The organism is Erythrobacter sp. S57(2025) (genome assembly GCF_057365055.1).
In genome coordinates this window covers 1,755,553-1,774,129 of the sequence record NZ_CP200299.1, presented here as the reverse complement: position 1 = coordinate 1,774,129, position 18,577 = coordinate 1,755,553, and the positions used below count along the sequence as shown (strand labels likewise).

The window sequence follows — 18,577 nt, the reverse complement described above, 5'->3', positions numbered from 1 at the left end:
GACCACCCCACATGCAAGTCCCGATGCAAAAGCTGCGCACTCTCACACTGCTCGCCCTAGGCTCTGCCACCGCGGCGATGGCCACGGCGCCGGTCTTGGCAGAGGCGCATCAAGAAGCCGCTCCGATGACCGCAGAAGTGGGGCTGACGGCAGAGGAATTGCTTGCGCCCTACTACGCCAAGCTTGCTCAGCAAGTGGAACTGCCGGTTGCGCCTGCCAATGTGTCGCTTGCGCCCGATAGCGTGATCACCCGGCTCGCCTTTGGCAGCTGCAACCACCAACTTCGCCCGCAAGGCTATTGGGGCACGATTGCTCAGACCAATCCGGACCTGTTCCTGTTCATCGGTGACAACAACTATGGTGACAATGGCTGGTCAGGCGACATGGCGCTGACGTCATTACGCGAAGCCTATGGCGTGCAAGCCACCACGCCTGAACTGGCTGAGTTTCGCGCCAATATCCCAATGATGATCACATGGGACGATCACGATTTCGGCTTCAACGATGGCGGCGCAAACTTCGCACCTCGCCAATGGGCAGAGACCATCTATGAGACGTTCTGGGGGGCATCAGACGAAGTACGCTCTCGCCCCGGCATCTACGAAAGCCGTATCTTCGGCACAGAAGGCCAGCGCACGCAGGTCATCATGCTCGACACCCGGTTCTTCCGCTCTGACCTGGAACGCGGACCGTACACGCTAAGCCGCCCGCCGCTCGGCCCTTATGTGCCTAGTGAGGATGCGAGCAAGACCATGCTGGGCGGTGATCAGTGGGAGTGGCTGGAGCAGGAACTGGCAAAACCGGCTGACCTGCGCATCATTGTCTCCTCAATTCAGGTGATCACCGACGCGCACAATTACGAGAGCTGGGAAGCGCTGCCGTTGGAGCGGGCTAAACTGTATGAGATGCTCGCCAATCGCGCTGAAAGCGGCATGGTGATGCTGTCAGGTGATCGCCACGCGGGCGGGATCTACTCCGATGTAACGCCTGAGACCAAGGGCGAGCGTGTATGGGAGCTGACCAGCTCATCGCTCAACTACTCGTTCTCCAGCACAGAGCGGAACACTGCGCGCGAACCCGATCCCAAACGCCTCACCGATTTCATCTCAGAGGAGAACTTTGGCCTGGTTGAGATCGATTGGGACACGCGAAACTTCACCATCTCCCTGCGCGGCGCAGTGGAAGGGGAAGAGCGCGTGACGCGGACTGTTAGCTGGTAATCGCTAAGCGGACTAGGCGGCGCTCACCCCGGCGAAGCTGCCGATCCCGCGAGCAGACCGCCGTCGAGCGTGAGCTCCGCACCGGTCATATAGGCGCTCTCTTCGCTGCCCAGCAGCACGCAAAGTGCGGCGACCTCTTCGGGAGTGCCAAAGCGTTTGAGCGGTGTGTCAGCGACCAGAGCGGCCATATTGGCCTCGCGCTCAGGCCCATCGCCCAGCATCGGCTCCCACATCGGAGTAAGGATCGCGGCGGGGTGGACAGAATTGCAGCGAACCGCCCAACCTTGTTGCGCTGCGTAGAGTGCGACGCTCTTTGTGTGATTCCGGATCGCCGCTTTGGACGCCGCATAGGCAGTCGCCCCTGGTATGCCCACAAGGCCGGAGCGTGACGAGATGTTGATGATAGACCCGCGCCCGCTCTCACGCATGGCACGCAGGGCATAGCGACAACCAAGGAACGTGCCATCGGTGTTGACCGCGTGAACAGCGCGCCAATCTTCGAGGCTGGCGTTTTCAGGATCGTGGGGGCTCATGCCCTCTTCGAACCCCGTGACACCAGCATTGTTGACCACCACATCGGCATTTGGGAGCCGCTCAGCAAGCGCATCCCAATCCCGCTCTTGGCGCACATCAAGCTGCAGAAAATCGCAGCCGATCGCATCAGCTGCGCTCCGGCCTTGCTGCGCGTCAATATCGGTCAGCAATACCTTCGCGCCTTCCGCGACAAACGCTGTACAGATGGCAAGACCGATGCCGCGCGCACCGCCGGTTACAACGCAGATTGCGTCTTTCATTCTAGACATAGGGAAACCTCAGGAATTTAAGTGAGAACAGGGCACAAGCATGCTGCTTTGCCAATTGCGGTATCCGATTAACGGTCGCTTTTGTTCACTTCACTTGCTCCTCTTGGATTGACGCAAAAGTGCGCCAATCAGGCCGCGTTGTCAATTCCAAGGTCGGAAAGCTTGCGGTAGAGGGTCGAACGCCCAATGCCCAAACGGCGGGCAACCTCGGTCATCCGACCGCGATAATGCCCGATGGCCAAACGGATTACATCCGCTTCGATATCTTCGAGCGGGCGCAGATTGCCATCTTCAGTGTAGAGCATCACGCCCACACCATCGTGTGCGCTGGATGTTGCCGCTTCGAGTTCGCCCAACATCTCTGAGAGTTGCGGGAAGCTATCGGCCGTCAGCGTGTCGCCTTCGCAATAGACAGCTGCGCGGAACAGGACGGATTGCAATTGGCGCACATTGCCAGGCCATTCATAGGCGGCCAGCAGAGCAAGCGCGCTGTCAGATACTGAGAGATGTGTGAGGCCAGGCTGTTCACCGATCCGGGTGAGGAAATGGCGAGTCAGGGCAGGGATATCACCAGTACGCTCTCGCAAGGGCGGCAGCTTGATCCGCGTGCTGCTAAGCTGCTTTGCAAGGTCACCATCGAAAAGGCCCCCTTTGGAAAGCTGTGCAAGATTTGAGTTGCTGGCAGATAGCAGGCGAACATCGACGCGAAATCCATGCGCGGCGCCGACAGGACGGACAATGCCTGTTTCCAATGCCTCGCTTAGGCGAGATTGTACCGCGAGGCTCAACCGATCGGCTTCATCGAGGACAAGGGTCCCGCCATCGCAGTGCTGCAATGCACCGATTTGACGATCAAACGCTCCGGGGAAAGCATTGGGCTCGTGCCCGAAAAGGACCGACTCAATCGAATTGGGCGGAACGCTGGCGACATTGATGATGCGCAGCGATTCTTTCGAGCGAGGGGATGCGGCGTGCATGGCGCGCATCAACATCTCTTTGCCGGTTCCGCTTTCACCTTCGATCAGCGCATGTCCATGACCACGGGCAGCTTTGGCTGCTTGGGCCAATGCGGTGCGGAAAGTTGGCGCGGTGCCAATCATCGCATCAAAATCGAGGGATGCTGACATTTTCTCAGTCAGCGGTGCAAGTTCATCACGCGGGGCTTCGCGACGGGTGACCGCGCGCAAGGCCTCCATCAAACGATCAGGCGAGACCGGTTTGACGAGGTAGTCGCTGGCGCCAGCGCGCATGGCTTCAACAGCCAGCAACGGGGAGGCGCTGGTGGTAAGCATCAGTATGGGCAGGGCAGGGCGGCGCTCTTTCAGCTCTGCTATAAGCGAGCACGCGTCATCGCCGGGAACCCACTGGTCGAGCAGAATGGCGGAAAGCTGCATGCCTTCGCGCGTGCCCAGCATAGCAATTGCGGTTTCGGCATCGCTGGCAACCAGCGTGCGCCAGCCTTCGCGCGCAGCGATAGCGGCGATCAACCGGCTCTGCGCTGGTTCATCGTCAATCAGCATCACAACACGCTGTTCTTCAGCGTTGGAATCAGGGAGCGTTTCCGCGTTCGCCATCAATTCTACCTTGATCCCCGTAAGGCCCCAGCAAATCGTCCTAGGGTGAAACGTGAGGGACGGCTTAAAGGGAACGGGTAAAGACGGAATTAAGGCTGTTGAAGAGAATTGCCGCTTGTTTTGTTATGAAACGGTAGGCTGAGGCCATTTTGATGGCTTGAGCTTGCCGGATTGCTTCGATACGGCGTTTTTCGTAATTTATCGGCAACCTTTTGCCGCATCCTGAGTTTAAATTTTCCAAGGGGAATACAAAACATGGCTTCGCATGACATGGACAAGGCCAAAGGCACTTACGAGGGCTTTATGGGAACGCTCAAATGGGCGGTGCCTGTGATCTGCGTGATCACACTTTTTGTCGTGATGTTGATCGCACCATAAAGAGGGCTGTCTTTACGTGAAAATCGCTGTGCTCAAAGAGCGCGCTGCGGGGGAAACCCGTGTCGCTGCTACGCCGGAAACGGTGAAGAAGTTTATCGCGCTTGGAAATGAGTTGGCGGTTGAGAAGGGGGCAGGGGACACTGCTTCAATCACGGATGCTGCCTATTCTGAAGCTGGCGCCAGCGTTGGCACATTGGCCGCAACGATCAAAGATGCTGACATTGTGCTCGGCATTCAGGCTCCCGAAGTTGCCAAGCTAAAGGGCGCAAAGCCGGGCGCATGGGTCGCGGCGTTATTTGATCCGTTCCAAAACGGCAAAGCAGTCGAAGCTTACGCGAAAGCGGGGTTTGAAGCGCTCAGTATGGAATTCATGCCGCGAATTACCCGCGCACAGAGCATGGATGTGCTTTCCAGCCAGTCGAACCTTGCAGGCTACAAGGCGGTTCTCGCAGCGGCTGATACGTATGGCCGCGCTTTCCCAATGATGATGACGGCGGCTGGCACGGTGCAGGCCGCAAAATGTTTCATTATGGGTGTGGGCGTCGCTGGCCTTCAGGCGATTGCGACCGCGAGGCGTTTGGGCGCGCAGGTGTCTGCCACGGACGTGCGATCTGCGACCAAAGAGCAAATCGAAAGCCTTGGCGCAAAAGCGATTTTCGTGACGGATGTCGAAGGCATCGAAGGCGAGGGATCCGGTGGCTATGCCACTGAAATGAGTGATGAATACAAGGCGGCTCAGGCCAAACTTGTATCCGAACATATTGCCAAGCAAGATATCGTCATCACTACTGCGCTTATCCCCGGACGCGCGGCGCCAGTCCTGATCACAGATGCACAAATTGCGACGATGAAGCCCGGCAGCGTGATCTATGACCTCGCGGTTGCACAAGGCGGCAATGTCGAAGGGTCAGAGCCTGACAAGGTCGTCGAGAAACACGGCGTTAAAATCATCGGCTATTCGAATACCCCTGCTGCCCTGGCAGCAGATGCCTCTGCGCTGTTTTCACGCAACCATTACAACTTCCTCTCAGCGTTTTGGGACAAGGAAGCAGGCAAGCCTGAACTCGATGAGGAGATCGGCGATGCAATCCGATTGACGAAGGATGGCGCGGTTGTGAATGGACGGTTGAAGGGGGAATAATCATGGGAATTTTAAACGCTACCACAGCGAGTGCTGAGGGCTTCATCAATGATCATGGCCATTGCCTTGTCGGTGATGAGCAGGTGCTTGTTGCTTTCAAAACCGTGCGCGACTGGATCGTCTTTACCGATTGGCGAGTGATACACGTTGACGTTCAGGGGCTTACGGGCTCGAAAAAGGAATACAAAACAGTTCCTTATCGCTCAATCAACGCATATTCGATCGAAAGCGCTGGTACCTTTGATCTGGATGGCGAGATCAAGCTTTTTGTCTCTGGTCTCGGCATGATTGAGTTCAAAATTGGACGCGACAGCGATGTTACCGGGCTTCAAGTGCTAATGGCCGAAAAGCTACAGCGTTGAACCAGTTGATACCCTTTCTTGTCCGTTTGCAAAGCCTGCGCGTGGCAGCGGCATGCCTTATGCTCTCTGCTTCGCCTGCGGTCCTGGCACATGATGATCGTGAGCCTGCAACTTACACCGTTGATGATGCTCGCGCGGGAGCGCATTTGCGCACCGAAGTTGGGGTTGCGCTCACATTCCTCCTCAACCCTTGCATTCGCACTGATGCCGTGTCGTCAGCAATGGAGCGCTTTGCGACCATGCGCGATGGCCAGAACAACCATGCTCGACGGATGGATTTTGCAATTGCGCGGGCAGATTACGACTACGAAATGAGCCTAGTCGACATCGCATGCCCTGAACTTAATGAGCAGGAACAGCGCGAAGCTGATGCATTTCAAGCGACCGTTGCAAATTCTGTGATGGATCGCATCGATACTGTGCTCGAAGAGCTGGCCGAGAGAGGCAAATAATGGACTTTATCTCAATCCTATCGATTTTCGTGCTGGCGTGTTTCGTCGGCTATTACGTTGTTTGGTCGGTTACACCTGCGCTGCACACGCCTTTGATGGCGGTCACCAATGCGATTTCATCGGTGATTATCGTCGGCGCACTGATCGCGTCTGCTGAGGCGGGGAGCATGGTCGCCAAATGGCTCGGCCTGTTCGGCGTGGTGCTCGCCAGCGTGAACATCTTCGGCGGCTTTGCCGTGACGGAGCGGATGCTCGCAATGTACAAGAAGAAGGAGAAGTAAGAGATGACTTTCTCCATTCTAGCAGGCGCAGCAGATGCAGCTGGCGGGACTCCAGCATGGGCGATGCTTGCCTACCTCGTTTCTGGCGTGTTTTTCATCCTGGCCCTTCGCGGCCTTTCGAGCCCAGCGACTTCGCGTGCTGGTAATCGCAATGGTATAATCGGGATGCTAATCGCGGTCGTGACCACTCTGGTCACCCACGACATCGCCAACATCGTTGAGATTGCGATTGCCATCTTCCTTGGCGGGATTATCGGCGTAACGGTCGCGCGAAAGATCGCGATGACAGCCATGCCTGAGCTGGTGGCGGGTTTTCACTCGCTGGTGGGCTTGGCAGCAGTCGTTGTCGGCCTTGCCGCATGGTTGGACCCTGAAAGCTTTGGGATTACCGATGCAGCTGGACAAATCCTGACGATAAGCCGCATTGAACTGGGCCTAGGCATCGCCATTGGTGCGATCACTTTCTCGGGCTCGATCATCGCCTTCCTTAAATTGTCAGGCCGCATGAGCGGCTCGCCAATCATGCTGCCGGGGCGCCATTTCATCAATCTGGGCACGCTGGTTGCGATCATTGCTTTGGTGGGTGCTTATGCGGTCTCGGGCGCTGGTGGCGCGGGTGAAGGTCAGCTGATCCTCTGGGTGACGCTTCTCGCCTTTATCATTGGCTTCCTGTTGATCATCCCCATCGGCGGGGCAGATATGCCGGTCGTGGTGTCGATGCTGAACTCCTATTCTGGCTGGGCAGCGGCCGCGATGGGCTTCACGCTCGGCAACTCCGCTATGATCATCACTGGCGCGCTGGTCGGCTCTTCGGGGGCAATCCTCAGTTACATTATGTGCCGTGCGATGAACCGCAGTTTCATCAGCGTTATCGCAGGTGGCTTCGGCGCAGATGCTGGCGGCGGCGGTGATGGCGAATTGCGCGAGCAGCGCCCCTACAAGCAAGGCTCTGCAGACGATGCAGCCTTTATGCTGGAGCAAGCTGAGAAGGTCATCATCATTCCTGGCTACGGTATGGCTGTGGCCCAAGCTCAGCACGTGCTGCGCGAGATGGCAGACACGCTCAAAGAAACGGGTGTTGAGGTCAAATATGCTATTCACCCGGTCGCTGGCCGGATGCCCGGTCACATGAACGTGCTCCTTGCCGAAGCAAACGTGCCTTATGACGAAGTGTTCGAACTTGAAGACATCAACAGCGAATTCGCTACAGCAGACGTCGCCTTCATTATCGGCGCGAATGACGTGGTGAACCCGGCGGCGAAGACCGACAAGAGCTCACCCATTTACGGCATGCCTGTGTTTGACGTGGATAAGGCGAAACAGGTCTTCTTCATCAAGCGTTCGATGGGCGGTGTGGGCTATGCGGGCGTCGACAACGACGTATTCTACATGAACCAGACCGTGATGCTGCTTTCCGACGCCAAGAAGATGGTCGAGGAAATCGTAAAGGCGCTGGATTGATCATATAATGAAGCGCCTGATTATCATGCTGCTTGTGCTCGCGATTGGCGTGGGCGCTTACTTCATTCTGCGCGAGGATGGTCTGCTGGAGCAGGTGACTGAGGCGCGGGTCGAGCAGGCTCTGCTCGCCAATGGCGTGCCGCAAGACATGGCGACCTGCATGGCTCCCCAAATGACGGACAAGCTCAGCATAAATCAGCTGCGCAAGCTTGAACGTTTGGCGCCCGAAGAGGGCGAAGAATCATTGCCGCGTTCTGGCCGAGAAGCGCTTGCGCGACTTCGCCGCGTTGAGGATAGCGAAGCGGTTGGCGTGCTTATCTCAACCGGTACATCTTGCGGGCTTGGCTCATTACGCGATTTAATTGGAGCAGAGCTGGGTCTCTAGCGCTTGCAATAACGCCCCCTCTTGCGCAGACTGTGTCGCGGAGAGGGAGACCACAGATGTTCAGAATGACAGCAGCAGCATTGTTGCTTGCGACCGCGACGCCCGTTTGGGCTGAGACACACACCATTTCACCAGGCGATGGCGCGCAGGAGCGCTTGCAAGAGGCGCTGATTTTGGCGGCTCCCGGTGATGAGATTGTGCTTGAGGCCGGACGCTACACGCTCACCGATGGGCTAAGCCTAGATGTCGACGGCGTCACTGTTCGCGGCGCTGGCATGGATGGCACGGTGCTAGATTTCACCAGCCAGGCGGGATCCGGCGAAGGGCTGCTGGTCACGTCCGACAATGTCACTTTGCGTGATTTCGCGCTTGAAAACCCCAAAGGCGATGGGATCAAGTCTAAGGGCGCGGACAATATCGTTTACTATCGCGTCCGGGTCACATGGACCAACGGGCCGGACGCCGATAACGGCGCCTACGCTATCTATCCGGTCGAGAGCACGGGCGTGCTGGTAGACGGTGTGAAGGTCACAGGAGCCTCTGACGCGGGCATTTATGTCGGCCAGTCCAATCAAATCACGGTGCGCAATTCCATCGCAGAGGCGAATGTTGCGGGGATCGAGATTGAAAACAGCCGCAATGCGCTGGTCGAGCACAATATCGCGGTTCGCAATACGGGCGGGATTCTTGTGTTTGACCTGCCAGGGCTCCCCGTGATGGGCGGGGGCAATGTGGTTGTGCGGAACAATCTGGTTGTTGCCAACGACACCGCCAACTTCGCCCCACCCGGCAATATCGTTGCCGGTGTGCGTCGCGGGACGGGCATCATGGTGATGGCCAATGATGGCGTTTTGATTGAAGACAATATCATTGATGAAAACCCGACCGCTCCGATCATGGTCATCGCCTACACTCAGCCTTGGGATGATGAGCGGTACAATCCGCTCCCGCGCAATGTTGTAATTGGTGAGAATAAATATGGGCGCGGCGGTGATGATCCGCAGCTGGAAGGGGCTGAGCCTCTCCTCGCCGCCTTTGGCGGATCGCTGCCGCCCTTAATGTGGGATGGTCTGGGCAGCCTGTCGGCAGTGGCTGGAACTGCTGGATGGACGCTCAATCTGACGGAGCCGGGTGGCGGCATGGCGGCAGCGCAGCCATCACCTTTGACAGCGCCGGAGCCTGATGGCGAGTTCGACACAACCGGCATTGGCGCACCCGCTGAATTGGATGAGCGGATCGGGTGAAGCGTTCAAACGCCTTGGTAGGAGCCGCGGTGGTCGCGCTGGCATTGTCGGTCACGTTGCCGCGCGATGCGGGCGCTGTGCCGCCTCCGCTTGCTTACGTGAATGACGCAGCTGTGCTTGATGGAATGCCGCGCACGTTATCAGAATTTGGCTTCTTCGCAGATGGGCCCGCGCAGGTTCCTGTGCCGCATGTCCATTCCTACGAGCTGAACACCCCGCTATTTTCCGATGGCGCTGATAAATTGCGCTTCATCTACCGTGCGGGCGGCACTCAATTTACTCCCGATGGCGAGGGATTGATCGACATGCCAGTCGGGACAGCCATTATCAAAACCTTTGCCTTTGGCGAACGCGATGATCGGCGCCTGATCGAAACGCGCGTGCTTTTGCACCGGGAGGCCGGATGGGTCGCGCTGCCCTATCGCTGGAATGAGGAGCAGAGCGAAGCAAGATTGGCGCTTGCGGGGGCGCGGGTGCCGATCACGACGCCTGAGGGGCAGGAGATCAGCTACCGCATCCCCAATATGAACCAATGCAAGGCATGCCATTCCTTGGACGGCGAGATCATTCCAATCGGGCCAAAGGCGCGCAACCTCTCGACACAATGGCTTGGCCAGATGGTTGAGCATGGCCACCTTACCGCGATGCCAGAAAGCGCAGATATTCTGCCCGTGTGGCAATCGTCAGAGGGTAGCACGGCGCAAAAGGCGCGGGCATATCTCGATGTAAATTGCGCCCATTGCCATCAGCCAGGAGGCGGCGCGTCTAATTCGGGTCTCGATCTGCGCTGGGAGCAAGATGATCCCTTCGCACTAGGCGTTCGCAAGCCTCCAGTTGCAGCTGGACGCGGGGCAGGGGGGCTGCTGGTTTCGATCGCTCCGGGAGAGCCAGATAAGTCCATCCTCGTGCACCGCATGAATTCGGATGAACCCGGTGTTGCAATGCCGGAATTGGGCCGTTCTACAATAGATGATGAAGCCGTGGCTTTGATGCGTGAATGGATTGAGGGGATGGAGCCATGAAATGGTTTTTGCGGATCATTGGCGTGTTGGCCGCGCTGCTGGTCATCGCATTCCTGATATTCCGCACGCCTGACACTGATCCGGCAGAAATGCGGGCCAAATATGGCGGAGAGCCTTCACAATTCGTCGAAATAGCAGATGGTGTGACAGTCCACTTGCGTGACGAGGGGCCTAGAGATGCGCCTGCTATTGTGCTGCTGCATGGATCAAATGCCGACCTTCATACATGGCAGCCCTGGGTTGATGTGCTCGCGCAGGATTATCGCGTTATCCGCATCGACCAGGTCGGTCATGGATTGACTGGCGCCGATCCTGCGCATGATTACAGCCGTGCAAACTTCACCGCCGACATTGATCAGGTCGCGACCGCACTGGGCCTTTCGCAGTTCATTCTTGGTGGTAACTCAATGGGCGGGAAACACGCTCTCGCCTATGCGATTGCACATCCTGACAGAGTATCCGGCCTGATCCTCGTCGATGCTGGCGGTGCACCCTACAGCGTCTCCGTCGATGAAGACGACGATGATGGCGGCAATATTGGTTTTACAATTGCACGAATGCCGGGCGTCAATCTGATCGCTGAGCAGATCACACCGCGCTCACTAATCGCTCGAAGCCTTGAACAGTCGGTTTCAGTAAGGAGCGTGGTGACTGAAGAAGCGGTGGATCGTTACTGGGAAATGCTGCGCTATCCCGGCAATCGCGCAGCGACCATGGCGCGCTTCTCAACCGAATACACGCCGCTTAGCCAAGAGGAAGTGGCAGGCCTCTCCATGCCAGCCCTGATTCTATGGGGCGAAGAAGACAGATTAATCTCGGTTGCGGCTGGTGAATGGCTCGATCAAAATCTGCAAAATTCTCAGCTGATCGTCTATCCTGGCATCGGCCACTTGCCGCAAGAAGAGGCTCCGCAAGCCACACTGGCTGACGTGACTTCATGGTTGGAAACCACTGCGACGGTGCCTGATTAACCCAGTGTTTACCATCTAAACCCCCATTTCTACGGCGTGAATTGCACCCTATGGACGCGCGGGGCGCTTCATCGCTACACCCGGGTCATTGCTTCAAGAGATTCGAGGGCCGTCTTGCGTAAATTGGGACTAATCGGCGGGATGAGCTGGGTGTCGACGGGCATCTATTATGAACGGATCAACCGGATCGTTCAGCGCCGAGCAGCGCCAATGGCGTCCGCGCCGATGCTGGTCGAAAGCCTGGATTTCTGCCAGCTTTACGCTCTTCGAGAAGACAAAGATTGGAAGCGCGCCAGCGGCATCCTGAGTGAAAGCGCCAAACGGCTCGAAGGGGCCGGTGCTGAGGCGCTTTTGATCGGCGCGAATTCGATGCATAAACTCTATGATGACGTTGCTGATGCGGTTGGTATTCCGATCCTGCATATCGCCGAACATGTCGGCCAGGCGCTCAAGAAAGCGGGCTATAGGAAAGCCGCCTTGATCGGTACGCGCAACGTTATGACGGAGAGTTTCTATCGCAAACGGCTTGTCGGCCATGGTATTGATCTGATGCCGCCGAACATGGCGAACGTCGAAAAGCTCGATAGCATTATCTATGATGAACTGATGGTGGGCAAAGTGACGCGCGATGCGGAGCGGGCGCTCAAAACAATCATCACCAACAAATCACAAGAGGGCGCAGATTCCATTGTGCTCGCATGCACGGAACTTGATTTGATCGTTGATGTGGACGCGAATGTTCTGCCGGTCTTCGATTTAACCCGAATTCATTGCGAAGCCGCTGCCAACTGGATGCTTGAACAAGAGGCGGTGGGTTAACTCACCACTTACCTACCTGAAAAAACGGTTCGTCGCATTTACCAGTCGGTAAAGGGTGCACTCTAGTGGCACATACCCTAATTGCCGTCTCGAATTTGTCATCTAACAATAACGGCAAGTTCCGGGTCTTCGGGTCGCACCGTAGACCCAAGAGCGAATAGCTCTTGGGACCGCTCACCACCCCCCCATTGCACCCGGTGGGCGGTCCCATTTTTTCCGAAAATCTCTCTGAACTGCACCTGCGCTTGCGCCAGTGCGCCCGCTGTCCACTGCAATCCGTTGAAGTTGCCTTTCTGTTCCCGTTGAGCGCGCCTCCCCACTGGCATAAGCGAGTGTCTGTGACCTTTTTCCGCGCCCCCTATGCTGCTGATCCCTTTGCCCATGGCGGGCGTGAATTTGGTGCGTCTGCTTCGCCCATCAGGCCCTTGGCAGATGCTCGCGAGACCAGAGGTCCGCGCACTGATTTTCAGCGCGACCGTGATCGCATCATTCATTCAATGAGCTTTCGGCGGCTGAAGTCCAAAACACAGGTCTTTATTGCGCCCGATGGTGATCACTATCGCACACGCCTGACCCATTCGATTGAAGTTGCGCAGATCGGCCGTGTGCTTGCCCGCTCGCTGGCACTGGATGAAGATTTGACCGAAGCATTGTGCTTGGCACACGACCTTGGCCATCCGCCCTTTGGCCATGCGGGGGAGGCTGCTTTGTCAGAGGCGATGGTGCGCCATGGCGGTTTTTGCCACAACGCGCAGGCTTTGCGCACAGTGATGCGGATCGAATGCCCCTATCCGGAGCATGATGGTCTAAACCTAACCTGGGATCTGCTCGAGGGATTGGCCAAGCATAACGGACCTGTTTCAGCTCCTAACTGGGCGCTGGCTGAACTCGATCAGGCATTTCCGATGAAGCTTGGCACTTGGCCCTCGCTTGAGGCGCAGATTGCGGCGGTGTCGGACGACATCGCCTATGACAATCACGATATTGACGATGGTCTTCGTGCTGGATTTTTGACGCTGGACGATCTGCTGGAACTCGACTTTCTGGCTGATCAATGGCGCGCGGTTGAAAAACGGTTTCCCGGCGCACCGCGCGAGAGGCAATTGCGCGAATTGATCCGTGATCAAATCGGTTTGATGGTCAATGATGTTCTTGAACATTCGCGTGAGGCGGTGAAGGGCTTTGGCTCTGTTGCAGAGATACGCGATGCAGGCCGTCAATTGGCAGGCTTCTCGCCCGCCATGCAAGAACACGAGCGGGCGCTGAAAGCGTTTATGTATGAAAAACTCTATTTCCACCCTGAACAGGTGAGCGCCGCGGAGAAGGCGCGCGATGTGATTGCGCGTTTGTTCGCGGCCTATTCGCAAGATGAAAAACTGATGCCAGCGGATTGGCAGGCCCGTCTACCCTCGCAAGAGCCCGAGCGGAGTCGAACTATTGCTGACTTTATCGCCGGGATGAGCGATCGGTTCGCGATGCAATCCTGCGAGGCGATCTATGGTGAAATGCCGAGGGGACTGATAAATGTCTGAGCGCAAAAAGAGCTTTGGCACCGCCCATAAGGCGCCTGTTCGCATCGGTCTGGTCGGTGCGACCGGGATGATGGGGCGCCGGCTGATTGAGATCACGAGCGAGGGTGATCAAGCGCGCATTGTCGGTATTGCTCGGCGTGAACCGGAATTACCCAAGGGCGCGCGGGTCGAAGTGTTCGTCGCCGAACCTTCGAAATGGGGCGAAGTTTTTGAAGCGGTGCGACCACGCGCGCTCATCTGCGCGCTCGGTACAACTTGGCGCAAGGCTGGCCGCGATGAGGAAGCCTTTCGAGCGGTCGATCACGACCTTGTCCTGTCAACCGCCGAAGCTGCGCAAAAAGCGGGCATCTCCAATTTGGTTCTCATCTCCTCGGCAGGCGCGAACCCAGCAGCGAAGAATTTCTATCTGCAAGTGAAAGGTGAGGTCGAACAAGCCGTTTCCAAAGTTGGTTTCAAGCGGCTCGACATCCTGCGTCCCGGCCTGCTCAAGGGATCGCGCGAGGGCGATTTGCGGCCACTTGAAACGCTTGCCAAGATCGCCAGTCCGATCACCGATCCGCTGATGCCAGAAAAGTGGGCCATGTACCGTTCTGTGGATTCCCAATTGGTCGCTGAGGCCGCGCTGGGTCTGGCTTTGCGTAAAGCCGCCGGGCGCTTTACGCATGATAACGACGCGATGAAGCGCGCGGCGCGTGAATGGCGCGCTAAGCAGCCGGATCTTACGGAGTAAGCAAAGATGGGGTGGGATTTTGTCTTTGGCACAGCGAACATGCTGGCCATGATCGCATGGGCAGCGCTGATCCTCTTGCCGCGATGGCAGCTACTGATGGCGGTGCTGCTCTACATGGTCGTGGGATTTCTGTGCTTCGTTTATGCCTTCAGCATTATCGGCGTGATCGGCGGGTGGCTACCGCCCGGCACGACGACGGGTGAGGGCGCTGCGACTGGTTTTACCACTATCGAAGGCGTACGCGCTATTTTCGCGAGCGATGCAGGCGTGACGATCGGCTGGGTGCATTATCTCGCTTTTGATCTGTTTGTCGGCCTCTGGATCGCGCGCGATGGCGATGACAAAGTGATCAGCCGCTTTGTTCAGGCCCCCATTTTGCTCGCGACATTTCTGGCAGGACCGCTTGGCCTGTTCATCTGGCTGTTGGTGCGTGAGCCAGCTGCACGGCGACAAAAGCGATACGACTAACGTCGCGGAACGCTGCGTTAGTCGAAGAGGCAAGGTCGCTTGCGCGAATCCGATAGACGCGCGTTGCCTGTCATGCTTAACCTAATTTCCGAGAGTGAATGAGGGAGAGAGCGGCGCTTATGACAAGCCCAGTAGACCACGATTACCGGACCTTTGACCAATTCCTGCACCATTGGGCGAAAGAACGCCCTGATGCGATTGCGTTGGAAGACGGCGATCGCCGCACGACCTATGCGCAGACGGATGTTCTCACGCGCCAGCTTATCGCGCTGTTTGCTGAGCATGGGGTGAAAGCGGGCGACCGGATCGCTTGGTATGGCAAGAATGCCGATCACTACTTCTTGTTGCTATATGCGGCCGCGCGCGTTGGGATTGTCATTGCTCCACTTGGATGGAGGCTCGCTGCGCCAGAGATCGGCTACATTTTAGGTGACACCGGAGCGAAGCTTGTCATTGCGAGTAAAGAGTTCTTGGAGGCCGCACAATCAATCTCTGCTTCGATGGAAAACGGCCCCGCCGTTCTTGAAGCGCAAATGGCATTCCGCACTGCTGCTGGAATGGAGCCTGCGACTTACAAGCCTGCTGATGAGCACGACGCGGTTCTCCAGCTTTACACATCGGGTACTACTGGCAATCCAAAGGGCGTTACGCTGACGAACGCGAATATGTTCGCACTGCGCAAACCCAGCCTCGATGCCAATGCGCCATGGCACAAATATGAGGCGAATGATTGTATTTTGGCGGCGATGCCATGCGCGCATATTGGCGGCACGGGCCTTGCGGCTATTGCAGTGGCTTACGGTATTCGTGCGCAAGTGCTCGCCGAGTTCACCCCGCATGGCGTGCTGGATGCGATTGAAAACGGGGCGACGCATATGTTCCTCGTGCCCGCTGCACTCCAGTTCGTAATACAGCACCCGCAAGCCAAAGAGACCGATTTCTCTGGCCTGCGCTATCTCATGTATGGCGCAGCGCCTATGCCGCTGGAGCTGCTCAAGGCGGCGGTTGCGACAATGCCGGAAACGGGCTTCCTGCAAGTGTACGGCATGACCGAGACATGCGGCACAGTCACTATGCTGCCGCCGGACGATCATTCGCTTGAAGGCAATGAACGGATGCGCTCTGCCGGCAAGGCTGTTCCGGGTGTCTCAATTGAAATTCGGACCAGCAAGAATGTCGAGGCTTCCCTTGGTGAGATCGGCGAGATTTGCATCAAATCGCCGTCCAACACATCGGGCTATTGGCACCTGCCAGAGGCGACTGCGAAAACGATTGACGAAGACGGCTGGCTGCACACAGGCGACGCTGGGATCATGGATGCCGACGGCTATGTCTACATCCAAGACCGCATCAAGGACATGATCATCTCAGGCGGCGAAAACGTCTATCCGGCTGAGGTGGAGAACGCGATCTTTGGCCACCCCGCGGTGGCAGAGGTCGCGGTGATCGGCATCCCATCTGAACAATGGGGCGAAGAGGTAAAGGCCTGCGTCGTGTGCAAGCCGGGCGAGCAAGTCGAAGAAGGCGAGATTATCGCCTATACGCGTGAGCGGATTGCTGCCTTCAAAGCTCCCAAAAGTATCGATGTAATCCCCGAAATGCCGCGCAATGCCTCTGGTAAAATCCTGCGTCGCCAATTGCGAGAGCCGTATTGGCAAGGTCAGGATCGGCAAGTTTCCTGATCCATTATGAAACGTCATGCGCCTGCCACTTTGCGCAATAGAGAGGCAATCGCGGCAATACTCGCAGCGGAGTTGCCGGCCAGCGGGCTTGTGCTCGAAATAGCAGCAGGTTCAGGAGAACACGCGCTCTACTTTGCGGAAAAGTTCAGCGCGCTCGATTGGCAGCCCAGCGATCCTGACGGGCAAGCGATTGCGTCGATCATGGCATACAAGGCTGAATATGAGGGGGTGAATTTGCGCCTGCCGATGGTGCTCGATGCGCAGGCACCAGACAGTTGGGAAATCCGCGCAGCGGATGCGATCTTGTGCTGCAACATGGCCCATATCGCGCCGTGGGAGGCGACATTGGGCCTGTTTGCCGGTGCTTCCCGGATTTTGCCTAGCGGTCAGGCGACCCCACTCATTTTCTACGGCCCGTTTTTTGAGCAAGCAATAGAGGCCGCTCCATCAAACCTTTCCTTTGATGAAAGCCTACGCACAAGAAATGGGCAGTGGGGCATTCGCTCGCTTGAGGCGATGGATGAAGCGGCTGCGGAGTGCGGCTTCACCCGCACTGCACGCCACGAAATGCCCGCTAACAATCTGACGTTGGTTTATCGCGCGGGCTGAGCGTCCTGCTCATCGCGCTTATTCGGCGCGTACGTGATGATGTCTTCGCCTTCTTGGCCAACCGACTCAATATCGCGGCCTAGGCCCTTGACGGTGTTGCAGGCCGTGCCGGTGAGGGTGAGCGCGCCCAAAGCAACGGTCAACAGTGTCTTGCGGATCATGATCTTTCCTTTCGAAGCAGCTCTTATGCGTTAACTTCGGCCTTTTTACGAGCAATGGCCAGTTGGCGTTCTCTCCATGCGATGAGCAGCCCTGCACCGATGATGAGCGGAGCGCCAAGCCATAAAGTCGCAGAAGGAGCGCGATCAAAAACCGAATATCCGTACCACGTCGCCCACAGCAAGGAGGTGTAGTCGATCAGCAATATCACCCCAGCGGACCCGAATCTAAGCGAACTGGTCAGCAATATCTGGGCAAGCGCCCCACTGAGCGCCATCGCCACGATAATGCCCCATGTCTGCGGATCATGCGCGCTTGCGAAAAAGGGTAGAGCAAGCAAGAAAACCGGCGTCGAAAGCGCAGTAAACCAGAAAATGATGCTCCACGGGCTCTCGGTCTTGTTGAGATCCTGAATTTGGAAGCTGATCATCGCTACCATCGCTGCAGCAGACAGAGCCACAAACACACCAAAACCGGTGATCTCTGCGCCCATGCTGCCTGGCTGCATGATCACCATAACGCCGCAAAAGCCAACTAAAACAGCGGCAGAGCGATAGAGCCCCACCTTCTCACCAAACATGGTCACAGCGATCAGCACAGCGAAGAACGGTGCAGTGTAAGAAAGTGTCGTTGCCTCCGCCAGTGGAAGCAGCAGCACGGCCCCATAAACAAAGAACATGCAAAACCCGCCTAAGGCTGCGCGCATGGCATGGCTTTTGATCCTTGTGGTGCGAAGTGTGGCGAGCTTTCCAAAAGCCACCAAGCCTGCAGTGATCAGGACAAAGGTGATGAATTGCCGCCAGAAAAGCATCTCAACCAGATGTACGCCGCGCTCTCCGCCTAGCTTCACAAGCATGCCCATGGTCGCAAAGACGATGGCGGTGAGAAGCCGCAATCCAATAGCAAGCATGGGGCGAGGGCGGGCGACGGATCCATCCATTGCCATGCGCCTTAGTGCCGCTGTGGGATTGCGCAAGCGGGAGCCATGATTACATGGCGAGGCGCAATGATGGATATAATCACCCAAATCGCCTTTGCGAGCGACGCTGTGCACATGGCTCTCGTCGGTCTAGCCTTATGGGTATTCGCGGCATTCTGCTTAGTGATGGAGCGCATCCGCAACGCCCGCCGCTCACTCGAGACTTTGGAGCGCGTGGGCTGGGTGCCATGGACACCGCTATTCGTTGGCGCGGCCATTATGGGCGGCGGATGCCTAGCGTTTAGCTTGCCGGTTGTGCTGGGGAACTTGTAGCCCAAATCGCGTGCATCCGCTGGACGTACGCG

The 18,577-nt window shown here is 57.1% G+C and carries 22 protein-coding genes; 18 read left to right on the top strand and 4 right to left on the bottom strand.

Annotation, left to right across the window (positions count from 1 at the left end; genetic code table 11):
• Nucleotides 1-11: 11 nt before the first annotated feature.
• Nucleotides 12-1,220: an alkaline phosphatase D family protein gene (locus AC0V6N_RS08635; protein ID WP_486171165.1), complete on the top strand. Its 1,209-nt coding sequence runs from the start codon at nucleotides 12-14 to the stop codon at nucleotides 1,218-1,220.
• Between the two features lie 23 nt (nucleotides 1,221-1,243).
• Here AC0V6N_RS08635 and AC0V6N_RS08630 read toward each other — a convergent pair whose 3' ends face one another.
• Both AC0V6N_RS08630 and AC0V6N_RS08625 read right to left on the bottom strand, forming a co-directional pair.
• On the bottom strand, nucleotides 1,244-2,023 hold the full coding sequence (locus AC0V6N_RS08630; RefSeq protein ID WP_486171164.1) for an SDR family oxidoreductase: 780 nt from the start codon (nucleotides 2,021-2,023) through the stop codon (nucleotides 1,244-1,246).
• A 128-nt stretch (nucleotides 2,024-2,151) separates the two neighbouring features.
• Nucleotides 2,152-3,597, bottom strand: coding sequence for a sigma-54-dependent transcriptional regulator (locus AC0V6N_RS08625; protein ID WP_486171163.1), 1,446 nt, complete (start codon nucleotides 3,595-3,597; stop codon nucleotides 2,152-2,154).
• A gap of 255 nt (nucleotides 3,598-3,852) precedes the next feature.
• Between AC0V6N_RS08625 and AC0V6N_RS08620 the strand changes: the two genes are divergently transcribed.
• The 16 genes from AC0V6N_RS08620 (at nucleotide 3,853) to AC0V6N_RS08545 (ending at nucleotide 17,134) form a co-directional block, all read left to right on the top strand.
• Complete coding sequence (locus AC0V6N_RS08620) at nucleotides 3,853-3,975, top strand: hypothetical protein (RefSeq protein WP_486171162.1); 123 nt, start codon at nucleotides 3,853-3,855, stop codon at nucleotides 3,973-3,975.
• Nucleotides 3,976-3,991: 16 nt separating this feature from the next.
• The gene (locus AC0V6N_RS08615; protein WP_486171161.1) at nucleotides 3,992-5,116 is read left to right on the top strand and encodes an NAD(P) transhydrogenase subunit alpha; all 1,125 of its coding nucleotides are present in this window, start codon (nucleotides 3,992-3,994) and stop codon (nucleotides 5,114-5,116) included.
• 2 nt (nucleotides 5,117-5,118) lie between these two features.
• Entirely contained in the window at nucleotides 5,119-5,478 is a 360-nt protein-coding gene (locus AC0V6N_RS08610; protein WP_486171160.1) for a PH domain-containing protein, read from the top strand.
• Nucleotides 5,475-5,930 carry a hypothetical protein gene (locus AC0V6N_RS08605; protein WP_486171159.1) on the top strand — a complete coding sequence of 152 codons (456 nt, stop codon included), beginning with the start codon at nucleotides 5,475-5,477 and terminating at the stop codon, nucleotides 5,928-5,930. Before AC0V6N_RS08610 ends, AC0V6N_RS08605 begins: the two co-directional genes overlap by 4 nt.
• Entirely contained in the window at nucleotides 5,930-6,211 is a 282-nt protein-coding gene (locus tag AC0V6N_RS08600) for an NAD(P) transhydrogenase subunit alpha part 2 (RefSeq protein ID WP_486171158.1), read from the top strand. Before AC0V6N_RS08605 ends, AC0V6N_RS08600 begins: the two co-directional genes overlap by 1 nt.
• A 3-nt stretch (nucleotides 6,212-6,214) precedes the next feature.
• Nucleotides 6,215-7,672, top strand: a complete 1,458-nt coding sequence (locus tag AC0V6N_RS08595; protein WP_486171157.1) for an NAD(P)(+) transhydrogenase (Re/Si-specific) subunit beta — start codon at nucleotides 6,215-6,217, stop codon at nucleotides 7,670-7,672.
• A gap of 7 nt (nucleotides 7,673-7,679) precedes the next feature.
• Nucleotides 7,680-8,057, top strand: coding sequence for a hypothetical protein (locus AC0V6N_RS08590; RefSeq protein ID WP_486171156.1), 378 nt, complete (start codon nucleotides 7,680-7,682; stop codon nucleotides 8,055-8,057).
• A 56-nt stretch (nucleotides 8,058-8,113) separates the two neighbouring features.
• Nucleotides 8,114-9,301, top strand: coding sequence for a parallel beta-helix domain-containing protein (locus AC0V6N_RS08585; protein ID WP_486171155.1), 1,188 nt, complete (start codon nucleotides 8,114-8,116; stop codon nucleotides 9,299-9,301).
• Entirely contained in the window at nucleotides 9,298-10,323 is a 1,026-nt protein-coding gene (locus tag AC0V6N_RS08580) for an SO2930 family diheme c-type cytochrome (protein ID WP_486171154.1), read from the top strand. Before AC0V6N_RS08585 ends, AC0V6N_RS08580 begins: the two co-directional genes overlap by 4 nt.
• Nucleotides 10,320-11,294 (top strand): alpha/beta fold hydrolase, encoded by a 975-nt coding sequence (locus tag AC0V6N_RS08575; protein ID WP_486171153.1) that lies wholly within the window; start codon nucleotides 10,320-10,322, stop codon nucleotides 11,292-11,294. Before AC0V6N_RS08580 ends, AC0V6N_RS08575 begins: the two co-directional genes overlap by 4 nt.
• Nucleotides 11,295-11,408: 114 nt before the next feature.
• Nucleotides 11,409-12,113, top strand: coding sequence for an aspartate/glutamate racemase family protein (locus AC0V6N_RS08570; protein ID WP_486171152.1), 705 nt, complete (start codon nucleotides 11,409-11,411; stop codon nucleotides 12,111-12,113).
• A gap of 338 nt (nucleotides 12,114-12,451) precedes the next feature.
• Nucleotides 12,452-13,645 carry a deoxyguanosinetriphosphate triphosphohydrolase gene (locus tag AC0V6N_RS08565; protein ID WP_486171151.1) on the top strand — a complete coding sequence of 398 codons (1,194 nt, stop codon included), beginning with the start codon at nucleotides 12,452-12,454 and terminating at the stop codon, nucleotides 13,643-13,645.
• Nucleotides 13,638-14,375, top strand: coding sequence for an NAD(P)H-binding protein (locus tag AC0V6N_RS08560; protein WP_486171150.1), 738 nt, complete (start codon nucleotides 13,638-13,640; stop codon nucleotides 14,373-14,375). Before AC0V6N_RS08565 ends, AC0V6N_RS08560 begins: the two co-directional genes overlap by 8 nt.
• Before the next feature lie 6 nt (nucleotides 14,376-14,381).
• A complete protein-coding gene (locus tag AC0V6N_RS08555; protein WP_486171149.1) occupies nucleotides 14,382-14,843 on the top strand; it encodes an ABA4-like family protein in 462 nt (153 codons plus the stop codon).
• 119 nt (nucleotides 14,844-14,962) lie between these two features.
• Nucleotides 14,963-16,525 carry a long-chain-fatty-acid--CoA ligase gene (locus tag AC0V6N_RS08550; protein ID WP_486171148.1) on the top strand — a complete coding sequence of 521 codons (1,563 nt, stop codon included), beginning with the start codon at nucleotides 14,963-14,965 and terminating at the stop codon, nucleotides 16,523-16,525.
• Nucleotides 16,526-16,531: 6 nt separating this feature from the next.
• Nucleotides 16,532-17,134 carry a DUF938 domain-containing protein gene (locus tag AC0V6N_RS08545; protein WP_486171147.1) on the top strand — a complete coding sequence of 201 codons (603 nt, stop codon included), beginning with the start codon at nucleotides 16,532-16,534 and terminating at the stop codon, nucleotides 17,132-17,134.
• Here AC0V6N_RS08545 and AC0V6N_RS08540 read toward each other — a convergent pair.
• Together AC0V6N_RS08540 and AC0V6N_RS08535 are read right to left on the bottom strand one after the other, a co-directional pair.
• Nucleotides 17,119-17,295, bottom strand: a complete 177-nt coding sequence (locus AC0V6N_RS08540) for an entericidin A/B family lipoprotein (RefSeq protein WP_486171146.1) — start codon at nucleotides 17,293-17,295, stop codon at nucleotides 17,119-17,121. The genes AC0V6N_RS08545 and AC0V6N_RS08540 overlap by 16 nt on opposite strands.
• Before the next feature lie 23 nt (nucleotides 17,296-17,318).
• Complete coding sequence (locus AC0V6N_RS08535) at nucleotides 17,319-18,233, bottom strand: DMT family transporter (protein ID WP_486171145.1); 915 nt, start codon at nucleotides 18,231-18,233, stop codon at nucleotides 17,319-17,321.
• Between the two features lie 66 nt (nucleotides 18,234-18,299).
• Between AC0V6N_RS08535 and AC0V6N_RS08530 the strand changes: the two genes are divergently transcribed.
• Nucleotides 18,300-18,545, top strand: coding sequence for a hypothetical protein (locus AC0V6N_RS08530; RefSeq protein ID WP_486171144.1), 246 nt, complete (start codon nucleotides 18,300-18,302; stop codon nucleotides 18,543-18,545).
• The last annotated feature ends 32 nt before the right edge of the window (nucleotides 18,546-18,577 follow it).